This is a genomic window from Actinoplanes philippinensis (assembly GCF_900113015.1).
Classification (GTDB): domain Bacteria; phylum Actinomycetota; class Actinomycetes; order Mycobacteriales; family Micromonosporaceae; genus Actinoplanes; species Actinoplanes philippinensis.
Map to the genome: position 1 here is coordinate 1 of NZ_FONV01000006.1, position 20,012 is coordinate 20,012.

11 protein-coding genes are annotated in these 20,012 nt (G+C 70.9%); 4 read left to right on the forward strand and 7 right to left on the reverse strand.

Features of this window, described 5'->3' with window-relative positions; genetic code table 11:
* The 3 genes from BM290_RS16225 to BM290_RS16235 all read right to left on the reverse strand — a co-directional run.
* On the reverse strand, positions 1 to 503 hold a 503-nt coding region (locus tag BM290_RS16225), incomplete at its 3' end, for an endo-1,4-beta-xylanase (protein ID WP_143133761.1).
* Between the two features lie 34 nt (positions 504 to 537).
* Entirely contained in the window at positions 538 to 2,868 is a 2,331-nt protein-coding gene (locus BM290_RS16230; RefSeq protein WP_093614808.1) for a beta-L-arabinofuranosidase domain-containing protein, read from the reverse strand.
* 301 nt (positions 2,869 to 3,169) lie between these two features.
* Positions 3,170 to 4,873, reverse strand: a complete 1,704-nt coding sequence (locus BM290_RS16235; RefSeq protein WP_093614810.1) for an amylo-alpha-1,6-glucosidase — start codon at positions 4,871 to 4,873, stop codon at positions 3,170 to 3,172.
* Positions 4,874 to 5,042: 169 nt separating this feature from the next.
* On the opposite strand from BM290_RS16235, the gene BM290_RS16240 reads away from it, so the two are divergent.
* From BM290_RS16240 to BM290_RS16250, 3 genes are read left to right on the forward strand one after another with little or no spacing between them, the layout of a single operon-like run.
* On the forward strand, positions 5,043 to 6,056 hold the full coding sequence (locus BM290_RS16240; RefSeq protein WP_093615694.1) for a LacI family DNA-binding transcriptional regulator: 1,014 nt from the start codon (positions 5,043 to 5,045) through the stop codon (positions 6,054 to 6,056).
* A gap of 42 nt (positions 6,057 to 6,098) precedes the next feature.
* Positions 6,099 to 7,916, forward strand: coding sequence for an RICIN domain-containing protein (locus tag BM290_RS16245; RefSeq protein ID WP_239143434.1), 1,818 nt, complete (start codon positions 6,099 to 6,101; stop codon positions 7,914 to 7,916).
* 16 nt (positions 7,917 to 7,932) lie between these two features.
* Complete coding sequence (locus BM290_RS16250) at positions 7,933 to 9,393, forward strand: arabinofuranosidase catalytic domain-containing protein (RefSeq protein ID WP_093614812.1); 1,461 nt, start codon at positions 7,933 to 7,935, stop codon at positions 9,391 to 9,393.
* Positions 9,394 to 9,466: 73 nt separating this feature from the next.
* Here the strand turns inward: BM290_RS16250 and BM290_RS16255 are convergent, their stop codons facing one another.
* Genes BM290_RS16255 through BM290_RS16270 form a run of 4 tightly spaced genes read right to left on the reverse strand, consistent with a single transcriptional unit; the run spans position 9,467 to position 17,859 of the window.
* On the reverse strand, positions 9,467 to 10,420 hold the full coding sequence (locus BM290_RS16255; RefSeq protein ID WP_203779198.1) for a serine hydrolase domain-containing protein: 954 nt from the start codon (positions 10,418 to 10,420) through the stop codon (positions 9,467 to 9,469).
* A gap of 36 nt (positions 10,421 to 10,456) precedes the next feature.
* Entirely contained in the window at positions 10,457 to 13,309 is a 2,853-nt protein-coding gene (locus BM290_RS16260; RefSeq protein ID WP_093614816.1) for a glycosyl hydrolase family 95 catalytic domain-containing protein, read from the reverse strand.
* 21 nt (positions 13,310 to 13,330) lie between these two features.
* Complete coding sequence (locus BM290_RS16265) at positions 13,331 to 15,031, reverse strand: ThuA domain-containing protein (protein WP_093614818.1); 1,701 nt, start codon at positions 15,029 to 15,031, stop codon at positions 13,331 to 13,333.
* Between the two features lie 14 nt (positions 15,032 to 15,045).
* On the reverse strand, positions 15,046 to 17,859 hold the full coding sequence (locus tag BM290_RS16270; protein WP_093614820.1) for a PQQ-dependent sugar dehydrogenase: 2,814 nt from the start codon (positions 17,857 to 17,859) through the stop codon (positions 15,046 to 15,048).
* Between the two features lie 461 nt (positions 17,860 to 18,320).
* On the opposite strand from BM290_RS16270, the gene BM290_RS16275 reads away from it, so the two are divergent.
* Positions 18,321 to 19,643, forward strand: a complete 1,323-nt coding sequence (locus BM290_RS16275) for an RICIN domain-containing protein (RefSeq protein WP_093614822.1) — start codon at positions 18,321 to 18,323, stop codon at positions 19,641 to 19,643.
* Positions 19,644 to 20,012: the final 369 nt, after the last annotated feature.

Sequence of the window (20,012 nt, forward strand, 5' to 3'; positions counted from 1 at the left end):
TTGACGACGTCCCAGGCGGCGAGTTTGCCCTTGTAGTGGGCCATCACACCGTTGATGTGGTCGATCATCGCCTGCCGCAGGCCGCTGCCGCTGAGACTTCCCCAGAACCGCGGCTGCTGCGCGTGCCAGGCCAGCGTGTGCCCGCGGACCCGCATGCCGTGCTGGACGGCCCAGTTGTAGATCGCGTCACCGGCGCTGAAATTGAACTGGCCGCGGTTGGGCTCGGTCGCGTCGGGTTTCATCTCGTTGACCGCGGTCATCATGTCGAACTCGCGGTTCGCGATGGTGAGGAAACCGTTGTCGCTGAGCCGGTCACGGCCCATGGCGGCGCCGAAGTACCGGCCGCTGCGCTCGGCGGCCGCCTTGAGCGTGGTGCCGGGCGGGCCGCTGGGTTCGGCGTGGGCCAGGGTGGCCACCGCCACCGACGCGATCACGGTCGCCGCGGCGAGAGCGCCGGCGAGCAGACCGGTACGGCGCTTGGGCCGTACGGAATCGTCTGTCATCTCTGCTTTTCCTTCAGCCTGGAGGGATCGGCCGTCAGCCGGCCTGGACGAGTCGCCAGTTGTTGTCGGCGCTGCCGTTGTCGGATTCCTGGACGATCTGGGCGCCCCAGGTGCTCGACGCGTTGAGGATCGCGAGGACCTTGCCGCTGTTGACGTTGCGGATGCGGTAGGAGCCGTCGCTGTTGGCCACCAGGGTCCACCGGTGGTCGGCGGTGCCGGTGTCGCCCCACTGCAGGACGCGGGCGTTGTCGGCGGTCGACATGTTCTCGACACCGAGGACCTTGCCGCTGTTGACGTTGCGGAACCGGACCGCGGAGCCGTCGGTGATCCGGGCCCAGAGGTGGTCGGCGGTGCCGGTGTCGCCCCAGGCCACGGCGAGGCCGCCGTCGGCGGTGGACATGTTCTGCACGCCGAGCACCAGGCCGGTGCCGACGTTGACCAGCTTGACGGTGGGGTCGTTGCCGGTGCCGGTGCCGGTGGCGTTCCAGTAGACGACGTAGTTGAAGCCCTGGGCGTCGTGGAAGGGGCCGACGTTCACCGAGGTGCCGTTCGCGGTCGCCGAGAAGGAAAGGCTGCCGGCGCCGGTACGGGTGATCGAGGAGACCGTCAGCGACGGCGCCGTGGACAGCGTCGTGTTGCCGTAGTTGCCGCACAGCACGGCGGGTCCGTACGTGATGGCCTGGAGGTTGGCGTTGTCGGGCGCGGCGCTCATGATCACGCGCATCGGCAGGCGCAGCGTCACGGTGTCGCCGGCGGCCCAGTCGCGGGTGATCGTCGCGTAGCTGCCCGGTGTCGCGGTGACGTTCTGAACCGTGCCGTTGACGCTGATCACCGGGCCGGCGGTCCAGGACGGGATGCGCAGCCGCAGGCTCCACGAGCCGCTCATCGCACCGGTCAGCGTCAGCGTGGTGGTGTCACTGACCGGGTAGGTGGTGGCCTGGGTGACGGTGATCCCGCGCTGGGCCCAGGTCAGCACCGACGGCACGTAGAGGTTCACCGTGAGCGTGGTGCCGTTGTAGAAGTAGACCGAGTCCATCAGCTTCGTGTTGGTCTCGATGCCGGTGCCCTGGCAGCACCAGAAGCTGTTGTAGTCGGTGGACCACGTGCCGCCGCCCCAGGCCGGTCCGACACCGCGGCGCCCGCCGGGACGCAGCGGCGTGAAGTAGGTGACGTGGCCGTGGCTGTCGGCCGGATTCTGCGCGCCCACCAGGTGATTGAGCAGGGCGCGTTCGTAGTAGTCGAAGTAGTCGGCCCGGTTCGGGTCGAGCAGCCACAGCTCGCGGGTGAGCTTGAGCATGTTGTACGTGTTGCAGTGCTCGCAGGTGTCGTTGGCGAGGTAACCGGCGATCGCGTTCGGCGGACGGAAGTGCTCGGCCTGACTGTTGCCGCCGATGACGTACGTGTGTGCCCGGGTGATCATGTTCCAGGAGTTGGCGGCGATGTCGCGGTAGCGGGTGGTGCCGGTGGCCTTGTACTCCCGTGCGGCGCCGATCACCTTCGGGATGGTGGTGTTGGCGTGCTTGCCGTTGAGCTGGTCCTGATTGGCGGCCAGCGGGTCGAAGACCGACGCGTGGTCGAAGCGTTTCGCCGTGGCCAGCCAGCGCGCGTCGCCGGTCTGCTGGTAGACGTCGGTGAGGACCTCGTTCATCCCGCCGAACTCGGTGTTCAGGACGGCCTGCATCTGGGCGTAGCTGAGCCGGCCGGTGCGCCAGTCCACCCAGCCGGCGAGGTTCAGCAGCACGTCGCGGGCCTGGGTGTTGCCGGTGTGCCGCCACACGTCGAGCAGACCGGCGAGGGTCTTGTGGATGCAGTAGTAGGAGACGGAGACGGCGTTGCCCGCCTCCAGGGCGGTGAAGTCGGACTCCGGGAAACCCGACAGGTAACCGGCGGTGAATCCGGCGGCAGCGTTGTTGGCCTGGCACTTGGCGAGTTCGGCGACCATCTGGTTCGCTTTGTCACGGCAGGTGGTGTCACCCAGTACGGCGTACGCCTGCGCCCACGCGGTCAGGAAGTGGCCCTGCATGTGGCTGCGGAAGGGGAAGTTCGGCGCGTCCCACCCGCCGTTGGCGGCGGCGCCGTTGGTGGACAGCCGATGGTTGGCGCGGAACACGTACAGCAGGCGGTTGACGTCGACGAATCGCAGGTAGTTCAGGGTGCGGGTCTGGTTGTCCATGAACCGGCCGGCCGTGAGCCGGACCTGGCCCAGCTCGAACGGATACGCCGACACACCGATGTCGGACCGGGCGGGCGGGACGACTGCCGCGGCGGCCGGTCCGGGCCGCAGGACGGCAGCGCCACCGGCGGCTGAGGCCGCACCGAGGCCGGCGGCTTGCAGCAGGCGACGGCGGCTCAGGGATGAGGACATGGGGAACTCCAGCGCATGGGGGATGACGGGGCTGGCCGGTCGGCTCGGCACCGGATCGCACGTCGGCGAGACGGTGCGACGTCACCGCAGTGGGGATGGCGAGACAGCCGGCGCGACCGCCCCAACCCTGCATATGACGTATGACCTTTGCCCGGCCGACGTTATGGCGGCGTTTCCGTCATGTCAAGCGAAGGCGGTCAATCCCTGTTTTACGTGATTCGGGCAATGTGATGCCCGGAAAACTGTGACAACGCCGGCCCGGGAATGGTCGGGCGGCGATGGGGAATGCGCATTCACGACATCAGCAGCGGCGCCGGTGATCCTCGGCCAGGACGAGGTACACGGCGGCGGTCCAGGTGTAGGCCCGGTCCCGCAGACCGGCTCCGGTGCCGGCGTCGAAGTTCTCGGCGAAGCCCGACGCCTCGCACAGCGCCCGGAACCGGCTGCTGACGTCGTCGGCGAGGTCGTCGTGACCGGCCCGGCGCAGGCCGTCCTCGATCAGCAGGGTGACCGGCGCCCAGATCGGGCCACGCCAGTAGCCGTCGGCGACGTGTCGGGGCGAGTCGAGCGGCTCGGTGGCCGGCCCGTACGGCGTGAGGTGTGCCTTGAGGCCCGCGGCCAGCGCCGTGCGGACCTCCTCGGGCAGATCGGCGCCGAGGCAGAGCGGCATGAGCGCGAGCAGGCTGGTGCTGCTCGTGGTCGCCCCGGTCTCCGGGTCCCGGGCCAGGAAGCGGCTGCCGTCCCACAGGGTGTCCAGCAACGCGGTGTGGAGCTGCTCGGCGGTCGCCGACCATCCGCTCGCCGCCCGGGCGTCGCCGAGCTCGGCGGCGAGGGCGGCGACCTCCCGTAGCTGCATGATCAGGAAGGCGGCGAGATCGGCGGTCTCCAGCACGCGCCCGGCGTCGAAGGTGGTGGCGTTGTCCCAGCCGCTGTCGTTGCCGTGCTGGTAATGCGGGAGCGGCTGACCGGGGGCACGGCGCTGGGTGAGCCAGAACGTGGTCCAGTCGCTCAGCCGCCGGTAGGTCTCGGCCAGCCGGTCCCGGCTCAGCGGCTCGGGCAGCCGCTCCCGCAGGCGACGGAACGCCCAGCCGTGGATCGGTGGTTTGACGAAGTTGCAGAGCACCTCCGAATGGGCCACCGAGTCCGGCAGCGCCCCGGTCGGATCCTGGTGATCGAACGGGAGGGTGAACTGGTGCCAGGCCAGCTCGGGATCGCCGCCGGCGAGCGCGAGCGCGGTGAAGCAGTGGTCCCAGCTCCACACCTTGTCCATCCAGTGCTTGGACATCAGCACGGCCGGCCGGCGCAGGAATCCACCCGGCGCCACGGTCGCGGACCACAGCACGTAGGTGGCGAGTTCCGCGGCCGGGGTGCCGGCGTCACGCCAGGGCGCGATCGCCTCGACGTAGTCGTGGAAGGCGTCGGCGGCGGCGCGGGCCACCTCCTCGAACGAAGCCACCGCACGGTACGGATCACGGCTGGTCGTGTACTCCTCGACGGCCAGCTCCCAGGACGCCTCGCCGGACAGTTCGAGATGCCGGTCGCCGGAGCCGAGGAGGCCGGCCCCGGCCGGGGTCCGCGGGGTCCCGGACAGGACGGTGATCCGGTAGCGCCGGCCGGTCTCGTACGAGGTGAACACGGGCGACCCGTCACGCGGGTCCCGGTAGAGGTAGGTGCCGGCGAACGGTGTCAGGGTCGTCGCCGCGGCCCCGATGCGCATGCCCAGGCCGGCGCCGCGCAAGCGGATCGTGTCGGCGCTCTCGTAGACCATTTCGACATGACCGGACGGGTGCTCCCACCGCAGCCTCTCCGGCCGCGCCGTCACCCGGGTCTCGGCGCGGCCGTCGGCGTGCCGGGGCTCGAAACGCAGGATCGCGTGCATGCCCCGCTGGTGCGAGACCAGGTGCAGGTCGTCGGCGTAGCTCGCCTCCGCCACCACCGGGGAGATGCCGAACCACGATCCCGGGAAGCTGAACGGGATCTCCCGCACGGAGAAGGGTGTGGTCACGGGGTGCCGCCTCTCGTCGGGAGTCGAATCGATTCGACCACTCGATGGGCCGAATCTAGGACCGCCGTCGCAGGAGAGTCAACCGGCTATTGACATTCTTCAATCTGGATGCCTAGCCTCGGCCTCGAACCGATTCGACACCCTGGCAAGGCCGAGGCAGGAGGTGCCCGTGAACATCGGGGAGATCGCCCGCCGGGCCGGCGTGTCACGCAGCACCGTGTCGTACGCGCTGACCGGCCGGCGTCCGGTCAGCGCGGAGACCCGGCAACGGATCCAGGCGGTGATCGACGAACTCGGCTACCGGCCCAACGCCGCCGCCCGCGCACTGAAGGAGGGCCGCACCCGTACCCTCGGACTGGTCATCCCCCCGGCCAGCGCACGGCTGACCGACATGCAACTCGGCTTCGTCGCCAGCGTCGTCGAGGCGGCCGCACAAGCCGATCTGGACGTGCTGCTCAGCCCCTCCGGCGGCGACCACGACCGGTCGTTCGAGCGCCTGATCTCCGGCAACCGTGTCGACGGCGTCATCCTCATGGAGATCAGGCTCGAGGACGAACGCGTCACCCGGCTGCACCGCGAAGGGCTCCCCTTCGTCACCATCGGCCACACCGCCCACCCGCACGGCACCTGCTGGGTCGACGTCGACTACGGCACGCTGGTGGCCCGCTGCGTGCACCACCTCGCCGACCTCGGGCACCGCGGCATCGCCCTGCTCAACCGTTCCACCGAGCTGATCGCCGCCGGATACGGCCCGGCCCATCGCGCCCAGGCCGCCTTCGCCGAGGCGATCCACCAGCGCGGCCTGACCGGCGTCGACCTGCCGTGCGCCGACGACCCCGCCGCCGGCGAGGAGTGGTTCGAGCAGCTCCGCGACCGGCACCCCGGGGTCACCGCCATCACCACGATCAACGAGGCGGCGCTGCCCGGCCTGCAGCGCGGCATCGAGCGGCTCGACGTCGCCGTCCCCCGCGAGATGTCGATCGCCGGGGTCGCCGCCCGGCACTGGGCCGAGGGCTTCCGCCCCCAGCTCACCGCGGCCGACGTCCCCACCCTGGAGATGGGCGCGCACGCCGTCGCCCTGCTCCTCGAACGGATCGCCACACCCACCGCACCGCCGCGCCACCTGCTGCTCACACCCCCCATCTCGTTGCGAGACAGCACCGGGCCCGCCCGGACCACCTGAACCGTCCGTCCTCCCGCTGTCCTTTCCCCGACCGGAGGCACCGTGAGACCCGCATCCCCCACCCCGGCCCGCCCCGGCCTCCTGCTGTCAGCCGCGCTGGCAGCCCTCGGCCTGCTCGTCGCCGCGTCACCGGCACGCGCCGACGACCAGAGCATCAGCGTCGACTTCGCCGCCCCCACGACCACGCCGGCCCACCGGGCGTCCGGCTGGATCTACGGGATGACCGAGAACGGCGCGGCACCCCCGGACCACTTCTTCACCGACGTCGGGTACCGCGCCATGCGGGCCGGCGGCGCCCAGCTGGCCGGCGGCGGCTGGGTCGGCGGCGGATACGACCGACGATGGAACGCCACCCGCGCGCAGATGCTGCGCACCAAGGCCCTCGGCGGCACGTTCGTCCTGCTGCCCCACGACCTGTGGGGCGCCGACGGGGCTCCGATCTCCCGGTTCCCCGGCGACAACGGCGACTGGCGCGACTACGACGCCTTCCTCACCCGGGTGATCGCCGACGTGAAAGCCACCGGCGTCCCGGTGCAGTGGGACATCTGGAACGAACCCAACATCACCCTGTTCTGGAACCGCCCCCAGGCGCAGTACCTCGAACTCTGGCGCCGCACCCATCAGCGGCTGCGGGCCGACATGCCGGGCACCCTGATCGTCGGCCCGAGCCTGGCCGGCGTGCCCACCACCACCGGCGCCTGGTGGAACCAGTACCTCGACCACGTCAAGGCCACCGCCACAGTGCCGGACATCATCAGCTGGCACGCCCTGCCCAGCGACCCGGTGGCCAACGTCGCCGCGGCGACCACAACACTCGACTCCCGCGGCATCGCGCACCCCAGGCCGTACCAGATCAACGAGTACGGCGCCGCCGACGAGCAGAACCCGGCCGACGGCGCCTGGTACATCACCCGGCTGGAACGCGCCGGCGCGGACGGCCTGCGCGCCAACTGGGCCAGCGGCGGCAACCTGCACAACGACCTCGGCAACCTGCTCACCCACAACGCCGCCGGGCAGTACCAGCCCAAGGGCGAATGGTGGGTCTACCGCTTCTACGCGGGACAGACCGGCACGGGCGTGGCCACCACACCGTCCGCGGGCTACGACGCCTACGCCACCATGACCACCGGCACCGCCAGGATCCTCGTCGGCGGCGGCCGCACCACCGGCACCGTCACCGTCAACCTGCGCAACCTCGGCAGCACCAGCGGCGTCGTCGTCGGCAACCAGGTCCGCGTGCGGGTGCAGCGCATCCCGCACAACGGCGGCGGTGCGGTGGCCGGCCCGGTCACCGTCCAGGACCGGATCGTCACCCTCACCGGCAACGCCACGGCGGTCACCGTCACCAACACCACGATCACCGACGCCTACACCATCACGCTGCTGCCGCCCACCGACACGAGCGTCACGACCGTCGCCGTGGCCCAGCACAGCGGCCAATGCCTCGACAACACCGACCTGCGCACCACCGACGGCAACCGGCAGCAGCAGTTCCCCTGCGAGGGCGGTGACCAGCAGCAGTGGGTCCTGCGGCCGGTGGCCGGCGTCGCCGACACCTACACGATCGTCAACCAGCAGAGCGGCAAGTGCCTCGACGTCAGCGGGGTGTCCACCGCCGACGGCGCCGCCGTGCACCAGTGGACCTGCGGCACCGGGCAGAACCAGCAGTTCACCCTGCGCCGGGTCACCTACCCCGGCAACGATCCGCACGACTACCAGCTCGTCGCCCGGCACAGCGGCAAATGCGTCGACGTCAGCGGCGTCTCCACCGCCACGCGGGCGCTGATCCACCAGTGGGCCTGCAACCCGCCCGCCCAGGCGAGCCCGCTCAACCAGACGTGGCGGCTGCTCGGCCGCTGATCCCCCGGAGGACACCATGACCGGCAGAACGCGCCGCGGCCTCGTCGTCACCGCGGTCCTGACTCTCCTGTTCACCGGCGGCGCCGTCAGTGCCGCCCAGGCCGCCACCGTCGGCACCCCCACCCGCATCACCGGCGGCCAGTCGGGCCGCTGCCTCGACATCGCGAACTCCGCCACCACCAACGGCCTGCAGGCCCAGCTGTACGACTGCTCGGGCGCGGCCGGCCAGCAGTGGACGTACACCAGCGGCAAGCAACTGACGGTGTACGGCACCAAGTGCCTGGACGCCTCCGGCCGGGGCACCACCAACGGCACCGCCGTCGTCATCTGGGACTGCAACGGCCAGTCCAACCAGCAGTGGAACGTCAACGACAACGGCACCGTCACGGGCGTGCAGTCCGAACTGTGCCTCGACGCCAGCGGAGCGGCCACCGCCAACGGGACCAGAATCCACCTGTGGGCCTGCAACGGCCAGTCCAACCAGCAGTGGGCGCAGCTCACCCCGGGCGGCGCCGGCAACCGGCCCTGTGACCTCTACGCCGCCGGCGGCACACCCTGCGTGGCGGCGCACAGCACCGTACGAGCGCTCTACGGCTCGTACCGCGGCAACCTCTACCAGGTCCGGCGCAGCTCCGACAACAGCACCCGCAACATCGGCGCCCTCGCCGGCGGCACGGCCGACGCCGCCGGCCAGGACGCGTTCTGCGCCGGCGCCACCTGCGTCGTCACCGTCCTCTACGACCAGTCCGGCCGCGGCAACGACCTGTGGTATCAGGGCTCGACCGTCGTGCCCGGATCACCGCAGAGCCGGCCCGCGGTCGCCACCACCGAGTCCCTCACCGTCGGCGGCGCGAAGGCGTACTCGCTCTACATCAATCCGGGCAACAGCTACTGGCGCGACGGGCACCTGACCGGAGTCCCGACCGGCAGCGCACCCCAGGGCGTGTACATGGTCACCAGCGGCACGCACGTCAACAGCGGCTGCTGCTTCGACTACGGCAACAGCGAGACCACCCGCAAAGCCGACGCCGCCGGGGCCATGGACGCCATCTACTTCGGCACCAGCTGCTGGTTCGGCGGCTGTTCCGGAGCCGGGCCGTGGGTGCAGGCCGATCTGGAATGGGGCCTGTTCCCCGGCGGCAGCAGCGCCTGGAACACCAACCAGCGCGCCTTCACCAGCAAGTTCGTCACCGCCACGCTGAAGAACAACGGGACCTCCCGGTTCGCCATCAAAGGCAGCAACGCCCAGACCGGCAACCTGTACACGCTCTGGGACGGCTCGCTGCCGGCCGGCTACAGCCCGATGCGCAAGCAGGGCGCCATCGTGCTCGGCAGCGGCGGTGACTGCTGCAAACCCGACGGCGGCGCCAACCAGAGCGCCGGCACGTTCTACGAGGGCGCCGTCGTCGCCGGCTACCCCTCGGACGCGACCGAGAACGCCGTACAGGCCGACATCGTCGCGGCCGGATATCGCTGAACGACGCAACGTCCGGCGACCGCCACCGGGCCGGTGGCGGTCGCCGGCCGCCGGCGCGTTCGCGGGCGTCGCGTCAGGTCCACTCCGCCGTGCCCAGCGCGATGAGGGCCAGCAGTGTGTCCCGGCAGTCCTCGGCGTCGGTCATCACCACGGCCGCCGTCGAGGCCGCCGGCCACATGAACGAGAAACAACTGAACCCGGTGTTCTGGCCGGTGTGCCCGTAGAACCCGGCGCCGAGTTCGACCCCGAGGCCGAACCCGCCCGGCACCTGCGCCGTCACCATCTGCCCGGCCAGGTCCCGCGGCAGCAGCGGCGACTCACCGGCGACAGCACGGGCGATCTCCAGCTCCAGCCGCACCAGATCCGCCGGGGTGCTCCACAGCCCGGCGCCGGCCCGCTCCGGCTGGGTGTGCCAGCCGCCCGGCACGGGCACCCCGTCACGGTGCCCGCGTGCGGCCCGCCGCCGATGCGCATGCGGGAACCCCTGGTCGAAGCTGCTGTCCACCATGCCGGCCGGTGCGAGCACGAGCTGGTCCATCAACTCGTCGAACGGCGTCCCGGTCACATCCTCGAGCAGCTTCTCCAGAACGGCGTAGTGGCCGCCCGAATACCGGAACACCGCGCCGGGGGTCAGCTCCCGTCGCACGGCAGGCGTGTTCGCCGGCGGCTCACCCCGCAAGATCTGATCCAGCGACGGTACGGGTGACCCGGCGGCGTATCCGGGAAGCCAGTACTCGGTCAGCCCCGCGGTATGCGACAGCAGCTGGCGTACGGTGACCGTCCCCTCCCCCGGCAGCCGCCACCCGCGCAAATGCTCGTTGATGTCGTCGTCGAGGCCGAGCACCGCGTCGGCGACGAGCCGCAGCGTCCCGAAGGCGGCGACATGCTTACTGACCGAGCAGGCCGGAAACAGCAGGTCGTCCCCGTCGGTCCACAGGTCCCCACCGATCCGGCCGACCGCGATCGCGGCACGCGAGATCCGATTGTCGCCCGCCACCACGTCCCGCCAGCTCTCTCGCGTGCCCACGATCTTCCCGTACCCACCGGCGGTCACCGGCAAGCCCTAACCGCGCTGGAGCTGGAAACGCTGGTTGGCGCCGGTGCCGGGAGTCCACTGGGAGATGCGCGCGCCGTCGGTGGTGGCCGCCTGCCACACGTCCATGGCGAGGCCGCTCAGCCGGTTGATCAGCGCGACGACCCCGCCGCCGCGGTCCTCCACCCGCCACTGCTGGCCGGTGGCATCGGTGTCGGGCTGCTGGGTGATGTCGGCGCCGGTGGCGGTGCCGGCGACCTGCAGCACCAGGCCACTGTGCCGGGCCCGGATCCGGTGGAAGCCGCCGCCGGAGCTCACGAAGTCGAACTGCTGGTTGGCGGCGGTGCCGGCCTGCCACTGGATCAGTTGCGCGCCCGCGGCGGTCGAGGCGCCGCTGATGTCGGCGGCCTTCCCGCTGTGCTGGGCCACCAGCCGGTAGTACACGCCGGTCTCCACCGGCCCGGACGCCGTGGCCGACGCGCGGTAGGTGTGGCCGGCCTGGCCCGCGAACTCGACGACGTCGGTCTCGGGTCGCGCCGGTTGCAGCACGGCTCCGGTCGTGTCGTCGCGCAGCTCGAAGGCGCCCGCGAAGATCCGGTTGCGGACCCGGACCGTGCCGGCGCGGTCCGGGGTGATGACGAGTTCGGTGCGGGTGCTGCTCCAGGAGGCGCCGACGGTGTGTCCGCCCCGGCCGCGCAGGCCGGTGACGCTGCCGGACGGCCAGGCCGGCGGCAGCGCGGGCAGCACGTGCAGCTCGCCGTTGTGGCTGTGCAACAGCATCTCGGCGATGCCCGAGGTGGCGCCGAAGTTGCCGTCGATCTGGAACGGCGGGTGCAGGTCGAACATGTTCGGCGCGAGCCGGTCGGTACGGACCAGGTCGCGCAGCAGCTTGTGGGCCCGCGCGCCGTCCTCCAGCCGCGCCCAGAAGTTGATTTTCCAGGCGAGTGACCAGCCGGTCCCGTCGTCGCCGCGCAGCTCCAGGGTCTGGCGTGCGGCCTGGTACAGGGCGGGTGTGCCCCGGCGGGTGATCTGGTTGCCGGGGTGCAGGCCGTACAGGTGCGAGACGTGCCGGTGCGTGCGCTCGGTCTCCACCCAGTCGGCGAGCCACTCCTGGATGTTGCCCCGCGAGCCGACCTTGGTCGGGGCCAGCCGGTCCCGGGCCGCCAGCACCTGGGAGCGAAGCGTGGCGTCCGTCCCCAGCACGTCGGCGGCCCGCGCGACAGCGTTGAACAGGTCGCGCAGGATCTGGTTGTCCATGGTCGGGCCGGCGCACACGCTGGCGTTCGCGTGGTGGGGCAGCTCGGGCGAGTTCGACGGGTTGGTGACCAGATATCCGAGTGCGGGATGGGTCACCAGCGAGTCGAGGAAGAACTGTGCGGCGCCCCTCATCGCGGGATAGTTCGCGCGGAGGAACTCGACGTCGCCGGTGAACAGGTAGTGGTCCCAGATCATCGTGGCGAGCCAGGCGCCGCCGGTCTGCCACATGCCCCACAGCGCGCCGTCGACGACCGACGATCCACGCCAGGCGTCGGTGTTGTGGTGGGTGACCCAGCCCCGGGCGCCGTACTGCACGGTGGCGGTGCGGGCCCCGGTCACCGTCAGGTCATCGATCATGTCGAAGACCGGCAGCAGGCACTCGGCGAGATTGGTGGTGTCGGCGGGCCAGTAGTTCATCGGCAGGTTGGCGTTGAGGGTGTACTTGGAATCCCAGGACGGCGCCATCTCCTGGTTCCAGATGCCCTGCAGGTTCGCCGGTTGCGTGCCCGGCCGGGAGGAGGCGATCAGCAGGTACCGGCCGTACTGGAACAGCAGCGCCGAGAACTGCGGATCGTCGGCGCTCGCATGCTGGGCGATGCGCACGTCGGTGGTCTGATCGGCGGCCGCGGTACGTCCGAGGTCGATCGTGACCCGGTTGAACAGCGCCTGGTGATCGGCCACGTGCCGGGCCCGGAGCTGGTCGAATCCGACGGTACGGGCAGCGGTGAGGTGACGTCGCGCGATGTCCTGGTAGTCGCCGGTGACCGTACGGTAGTCGACGTAGCTGGAGCCGATGGACACTAGCACGGTGACGCTGGTGGCTCCGGAGACCCGTAACGTGCCGCCGGAGCTGCTGACCGTCCCCCCGGTGGCGCTCACCCCGGCCAGGGCCAGGAACCGTACCGAGCCGGTGATGCCCTCCATCGAGCCGGAGATCCCGTCGAGGGCGATCGTCGCGGAGTCCGGGCTGGACACGGTGGTCCGTTGCGGGCTGCCGAACGTGGCGGTGAAGGAGATCGCACCGTCCCGGTCGGCCGTCAGCCGGGTCACCACCACCTGGTCCGGTGCGCTCGCGAACACCTCCCGCTGATAGCGCACACCGTTCTGCACGTACGTGGTGGTGGCGGTGGCGGTGGTCAGGTCGAGAGCCCGCTGGTACTGCGTCGCCCCGGTGGCGCTGCCGACGGCGAGCCGGAGATCACCGACCGGCTGGTACGCCAGTTGCCCGACGGGGGTGCCGAGCATCGTCTGGTTGATCAGGTCCTGGGCCGGGACCCACTGGTCGGCGAAGACTCGCCGCCGGATCTCGGCCAGGTTGCCGGCGCCCCGGGTGTTCGCCGAGTCGTAGGGTCCGCCGGCCCACACGGTGTCCTCGTTGAGCTGCAGCCGTTCGGTGTCGACGTTGCCGAACACCATGGCGCCGAGGCGTCCGTTGCCCAGGGGCAGGGCACGCAGCCAGTCGGTGCCGGCGGGCTCGTCGTACCAGAGCCGCAGGTCTCCGGCGGCCCGCGTGCCCGCCGGTGGCGCCGCCGCCACGGGATCGGCGGTCCACCGGGCCGGCAGCAGCGTGGATCCGGCTCCGGCCGTGCCGGCGGCGAGCAGTCTCCGGCGTGTCGTCTCAGACATCAGCGGTCTCCCAGCGGTGTCTCACGGCAGGGTCCAGCGCTGGTTGGCGCCGCCGTGACAGGTCCAGATGATCAAGGGGGTTCCGTCGGCGGTGCCGGCGCCGTTGGCGTCCAGGCACTTGCCCGACTGCGGGTTCACCAGGGAGCCGTTGGCCGCCGGGGTCCAGGTCTGGGCGGCGGACCCGGTGCAGGCCGACAGTTGGATCTGGGCGCCGTTCGCGGTGCTGCCGCCGGCGACGCTCATGCACTTGCCGAGCGAGCGCAGGGTGTTCGCGTCGGCCGTCCACTGCTGGTTGGTGCTGCCGGTGCAGCGCCACAGCTGGATCCTGGTGCCGTCGGCGGAGCTGGCGCCGCTGACGTCGACGCACTTGCCGGCCGCGCCGGTGATCGCGCCGGTGCGGGGTGTCGTGCCACCCGTCTCCTTGATCCGGATGTTGCGGAACGAGACGTCGTCGCCGGCGCCCGGGTTCTGGATGCCGATGTGGCCCGACGCCAGCGACCGTACCGGATCGGTGTTGGTGAAGTCGTTGATCTTGACGCCGTTGAGGAAGACCTGGAGCCGCTCCCCCTCGACCAGCAACTCGTAGGTGTTCCATTCGCCGGGCGGGTTCAGCGCCGCGTCCCGGGCGGTGATGTCGGCCGACTTGAACCCGTACACCGAGCCGGTCGTCCGGTCCGTGGCGTCGGTGGCGTCGATCTGCACCTCGTACCCACCGGCCAGGGCCGCGTCCGGGTCGCTGCCGGCCGGGAAGCCGATCACCACGCCGGAGTTGTCGTCGCCCGGCATCATCCAGTCGAGTTTCAGCGAGTAGGAGCGGAACTCCTTGGCGCTGTACCACAGCAGGCCCGGTCCGCCGGAGGACGTCAGCGTCGCGTTGCCGTTGGCGAACCCACCCGTGCCCGCCTGCGACCAACCTGTGGTGGAGCCGTTGTAGAGCGTGGTGTAGCCGGTCTCCGGACGGCAGTCGGCCCGGGTACGGCCGGCGGCGTACCGGATGCCGCCGAGCACCTGCGCCCGGAAGCCCGCCTCGGTGTAGGAGGCCTGGGTGTGACCGCCGCCGGTGTAGAACGACCGCCCGCCCTGGAGGGTCTTGCACCAGGTGTGCGGGTGGTCGGCGCCCATCGTGCCGCCGGAGTAGGTCGACTCGTCGAGCACCGACAGGATCCGGGCCGACGAGCGCGGATTGGTCCGGAAGTTGTACCACTCGTCGGTACGCGCGACCGTCGGCGGCAGTCCGGCGGTGGCCGCGTGCGCCCGGTTCTCCACCCGTACCGTCGCCTGCTGGATCGCCGGATGCGAGGCGAAGTAGGCCCCGACCAGTTCGCCGTAGAACGGCCAGTCGTATTCGGTGTCCGAGGCCGAGTGGATGCCCACGTACCCGCCACCGGCCCGGATGTAGTTCTCGAAGGCGCTCTGCTGGGTGTTGTCGAGCACGTCGCCGGTGGTGTTGAGGAAGACGACAGCCTCGAACCGGGACAGGTTGGTGGCGGTGAACTGGCCGGAGTCCTCGGTGGTGGTCACCGTGAAGCTGTTGGCCGCCCCGAGGTCGCGGATCAGCTGGATGCCGGCCGGGATGGCGTCGTGCCGGAAGCCGGCGGTCTTGGAGAACACGAGCACGTCGTACGGTGTGTCGGCCGCGCTCGCCGGGGTGCCGCCGAGGCTCGCGATGCTCAGCAGCACCGCGGCCGTGGCGCCGAGGACGGTGCGGGTCAGTGATCGCATGGCCGGGGTTCCTCTCATGGCGTGGTCCAGCGCTGGTTGGTGCCGCCGTGACAGCTCCAGATGATCAGCTGAGTGCCGTTGGCCGAGCTGCTGCCGTTGGCGTCGAGGCACTTGCCCGACGGGGTGTTGACCAGCGAACCGTTGGATCCGGCGGTCCAGTTCTGCGCCCCGGAGCCGTTGCAGGCCGACAGTTGCACCAGGCTGCCGTCGGTCGTCGCGCCGCCGGCGACGGTCATGCACTTGCCCAGCGCCCGCCAGGTGGCGCCGGTCCGGGTCCACTGCTGGTTGGTCCCGTTGTTGCAGGTCCACAGCTGGATCTTCGTGCCGTCGGCCGAACTCGCCCCGTTGACGTCGACGCAGGCGCCGCTCGCGCCGACGATGCGGCCGGTGGCGCCGCCGCTGGGGGCGGCGCCGAACGTGAACGCGTCGACGTCGAACAGTGTTCCGGCGCCGCCCTGGAAGGTCAGGTACAGCGTGGTGGTGCCGGCCGGGACCCCGGACAGTGTCGTCGACACCTCGGTGAAGGTCTCGTAGCTGCCGGTCACCGGCACCGTGACCGTGCCGAGCACCGTGCCGGTGGCCGAACCGGCGCGGACCGAGAGGGTGCCGCCGGCGCCGCCGGACGAGACCCGGGCCGTGAAGCGGCTCTCGCCGGCGAGGGCGTAGCGCTGGAAGGCGATCCAGTCGCCGTTCTGGATGTCGCCGACGGTCCGGCCGCCCTCCGCTGTCGTCTTGTCGTAGAGGCCGGTGCCCGACTGGCTGCTGCGGTGCTCCGCCTGCCGGTGCCGGGGCTGCAGGATCTGCTGCGTGTGGGTGGTCAGAGCGGGCTGGTCACCGGCGCCCCGGTCGGTGTACTCCGCGTCGAACACCGCGTACAGGTTCGCCGCCGTGTCGTGCTCGCCGTCCACCGGGATCTGCAACGTTCCCGAGCATCCGGTGCTCGAGGTGATCGCATGCGCGTGCTCGTCGTGACCGAGGTAGTAGCTGACCTTCACCCGGCTGCAGTCCACGGTGCCGTCCTCGGGGTCCGAGACCGTGACCGTGTACGGCACGTTGTCACCGAAGTCGAACAGCGCTCCGTCCACCGGCGTGTTCAGGGTGACCGTGGGTGCGGTGTTGCCGACGGTGATCGTCACCGAGGCGTTGGCGGTCAGTCCGGCGGGATCGGTCACGGTGAGCGTCACCGTGCGCTGGCCGTCGCCGGTGAAGGTGTGGCTGGGGTTGGCCGCGGAGGAGGTGCCGCCGTCGCCGAAGTTCCACGCGTAGCTCAGGGCGCCACCCTCGGGGTCCGACGAACCACTGGAGGAGAAGCCGACGGTCAGCGGCGCGGTGCCCGAGGTCCGGTCGGCGGCGATGCGGGCGATCGGGGTCTGGTTGTTGCCGGCCTGGTTGTACTCGATGCGGTACAGGGCGGAGCTGGCGTCACCGCTGCCCCAGCCGGTGCCGTAGTCCAGCACGTACAGGGCTCCGTCGGGCCCGAAGGCGCTGTCCATGATCTGGGTGCCGCGCCACGGGAAGTCGCTGATCTGCCCGGCCGAGCCGTCCGCGTTCACGTCGATGCTCTTGATCCAGCGCCGGCCGAACTCCATGGCGAAGTAGTGGCCGTCGAGGGCCGCCGGGAACTTGACGGTGGAGGGGTTCGCCGCGTCGTAGCGGTACACCGCGCCGCCCATCGGCGACTCCGAGCCGCACCCGAACGCGGCCAGCGAGCAGTTGTCGTACTTGATCCACGCCGGCCGGGCGGCCGGCAGGTTGGTCAGCCCGGTGTTGCGCGGGGAGTTGTTGACCGGCGCGGCGCAGTTGAACCGGCTCCCCGAGGGCCCGGACGGGAAGGTGTAGTCCACGTACGTCTCGTTTGTCGTGTTCGTGCCGGTGCAGTAGGGCCAGCCGTAGTTGCCGGCGGAGGTGATCCGGTTGAACTCGACCTGGCCGGCCGGACCGCGCGTCGAGGTGGTGGTGCCGGCGTCGGGACCGTAGTCGGCGACGTACACCGCACCGGTCGGCTTGTCGACGCTGAGCCGGAACGGGTTGCGCAACCCCATCGCGTAGATCTCCGGCCGCGTGCGGGCGGTGCCCGGCGGGAACAGGTTGCCCGAGGGGATCGAGTACGACCCGTCCGCGTTCACCTTGATCCGCAGCACCTTGCCGCGCAGGTCGTTGGTGTTGCCGGCGCTGCGCTGCGCGTCGTAGACCGGGTTGCGGTTGCTGCGCTCGTCGATGGGGGTGTAGCCACCGGAGTCGAACGGGTTCGAGTCGTCGCCCGTGGACAGGTAGAGGTTGCCGGCCGCGTCGAAGTCAATGTCGCCGCCGACATGGCAGCACATGCCCCGGTTGGTCGCGACCTCCAGCACTGTCACCTGACTGCTCACGTTCAGGGTGAAGTCGGCGTTGAGCGTGAACCGGGACAGCCGGTTCACGCCGTTCCACGCGGAGAAGTCCGTACCGGTGGCCGGCGCGTCGCCGCTGGGCGTGGAGAGGGGTGGCGCGTGGAAGAGATAGATGAACCGGTTGCCGGCGAAGCCGGGGTCGACCCCCACCCCCTGCAGACCCTCCTCGTCGTGGGTGTACACCGGCAGCGTGCCGATCACGCTGGTGACACCGGCGGCGGTGGTACGGCGCAGGACACCGTTGCGGGCGGTGTGCAGGACCGAGCGGTCGGGCAGCACGGCCATCGACATCGGCTCGCCCATCTCCGCGACTCCGCGGGCGAGCTCGACCTGCTGGAAGTCGGCGGCGTTGACCGGGTGGGCGGCGGCCGGCGACGCCGGGCCGGCGATGGCCGCGCTGATGCCGACGGCCAGAAGGACGGCGGACGCCGCCGCTCCCATGCGGATGGTGCGGCGGGACGGTCGGCGGTGGCGGCTTCGTGGGAAAGAAGGCATGGCGAACTCCAGTGCCCGGGGGGATGTCGGGGACCGTGCGGTCGTCAGCGCAGCGAAGATGGCGGGACGGCTCGGCGAGGCCGCCCGGACTGCATATGACGTATTACCTTTGCCCGGCCGACGTTAAGACGGTGTTTCCACCATGTCAAGCGACGGCCGTCAATCGATAAATCTCGGAATGCGAGCAAGATAAAACCCGGAAAAGTGTCACGCGGGCCGCCCGTGAATGGTCGCATTGACATCGAGCGATGCGCCTCCCATGCTGGCCGAGTCGACCACAGGACAGGACGGCGCCTGCAGCCCGTGGACGAACCCGGCCGGCACCGCGTCTCCGGCGACCAGCCGTTTCCGTGCTGCCGCGCCACCGGGCTCTCACTCTCGCTGTCACCATCGACGGAAGGTCGATCATGGTCGTTTCACCACGCCCGCGCGGCATCCTGCCGGCCGTCGTCGCGGCACTGGTCCTCATCGCCGCCGGCCTCCTCGGCGTCACCCCGCCGGCATCGGCACAGGCGGCCGTCGCGCTCGCGCCGAGCGGTGGATGCGGCACGGCGCCGACGCTGACCAGCGGCACCCGGACCATCCAGTCCAACGGGCGGACCCGTACCTACATCCTGCGGATCCCCGACGGCTACGACTCCGGCCGCCCGTACCGCCTGATCTTCGGTTTCCATTGGAACGGCGGCACCGCCGGCGACGTCGACTCCGGCGGCACCAGCGGCTACCCCTGGTCGTACTACGGGCTCCGGGCACTGTCCGGCAACAGCGCGATCTTCGTCGCCCCGCAGGGGCTCAACAACGGATGGGCCAACTCCGGCGGCGAGGACCTGGCCTTCGTCGACGCCATGGTGAGCCAGATCCAGGCCGGACTGTGTGTCGACACGGCCCAGGTCTTCGCCGGCGGTTTCAGCTACGGCGGCGCGATGAGCTACGCCCTCGCCTGCGCCCGCCCCACCGTGTTCCGGGCCGTCGCGGTCTACTCCGGCGGGCAGCTCAGCGGCTGCACCGGCGGAACCCAGCCGGTCGCCTACATCGGACTGCACGGGCTGCGGGACCCGGTGCTCAACATCGCCCAGGGCCGGTCACTGCGGGACCGGTTCGTCAGGAACAACGGGTGTACGCCGCAGAACCCGCCGGAACCCACGCAGGGCAGCCTCACCCACACCGTCACCACCTACGCCGGCTGCCGCAGCGGATATCCGGTCACGTGGGCCGCGTTCGACGCCGGTCACACCCCGGGACCCGTCGACGGGTCGGCCGGCGACTACGAGCCCGGCGAACGCTCCTGGACCCGGCAGGTGGTGTGGAACTTCTTCGCCCAGTTCGCCACCACCGACCCGGGCCCCGGACCGGCCACGTTCCGGCTGCGCAGCGAGTCGGCCGGCCGCTGCCTGGACGTCAGCGGGGCCAGCCCGGCCAACGGCGCCCTGACGCAGCTCTGGGACTGTCACACCGACGCCAACCAGCAGTTCAGCCAGAACGGCCGCGAGCTGCGGGTACTCGGCAAATGCCTGGACGTGGCGCCGAACGCCGCCGCCGGCGCCCGCGCCCAGATCTGGGACTGCAACGGCGGCGCCAACCAGCAGTGGAACGTCAACGGCAACGGCTCGATCAGCAACGCCCAGACCGGCCTGTGCCTGGACGTCAGCGGCGCCGCGACCGCGAACGGAACGTCCGTCGTCGTCTGGGGCTGCCACAACGGCGCCAACCAGCGCTGGGCACGCGCCTGAACCCACCGGCCCGCGATCCTGCCCGGCACGGCTTCCGGCGGCAGCAGCGACGTTCCGGCCGGCGACGACTTGTGAGCGACCGTGATCCGGGCGACGCTGTGCGGGTGGACCTGATCGAGCGGGCCCGGCCGTACCTCCGCGAGTTGATGCGGGCGCCGGTGTGGTCGGCGGCAGCCAAACGGCGCCTGTACCTCCCCGAGGAGGGGCCGAAACCGCCTCCCCGGCCCCGGCCCAAGGACTGCGGGCTGCCACCACAGCGTGCCGAGCGTGTGCTTCCGCCGGAGCGGACCGCCCAGGCACGGGCGGCGCTGCTGCTCAACGACTGGGAGCAGAACCGGCTCGATGCGATGCTCGCCGCGCCCGGCGTCG

What these genes read in the sequence shown, in the direction of transcription:
- BM290_RS16230 (WP_093614808.1), bottom strand. Translation starts at nt 2,868, where the DNA reads ATGTCCTCATCCCTGAGCCGCCGTCGCCTGCTGCAAGCCGCCGGCCTC.
- BM290_RS16250 (WP_093614812.1), top strand. Translation starts at nt 7,933, where the DNA reads ATGACCGGCAGAACGCGCCGCGGCCTCGTCGTCACCGCGGTCCTGACT.
- BM290_RS16260 (WP_093614816.1), bottom strand. Translation starts at nt 13,309, where the DNA reads ATGTCTGAGACGACACGCCGGAGACTGCTCGCCGCCGGCACGGCCGGA.
- BM290_RS16265 (WP_093614818.1), bottom strand. Translation starts at nt 15,031, where the DNA reads ATGCGATCACTGACCCGCACCGTCCTCGGCGCCACGGCCGCGGTGCTG.
- BM290_RS16270 (WP_093614820.1), bottom strand. Translation starts at nt 17,859, where the DNA reads ATGGGAGCGGCGGCGTCCGCCGTCCTTCTGGCCGTCGGCATCAGCGCG.
- BM290_RS16275 (WP_093614822.1), top strand. Translation starts at nt 18,321, where the DNA reads ATGGTCGTTTCACCACGCCCGCGCGGCATCCTGCCGGCCGTCGTCGCG.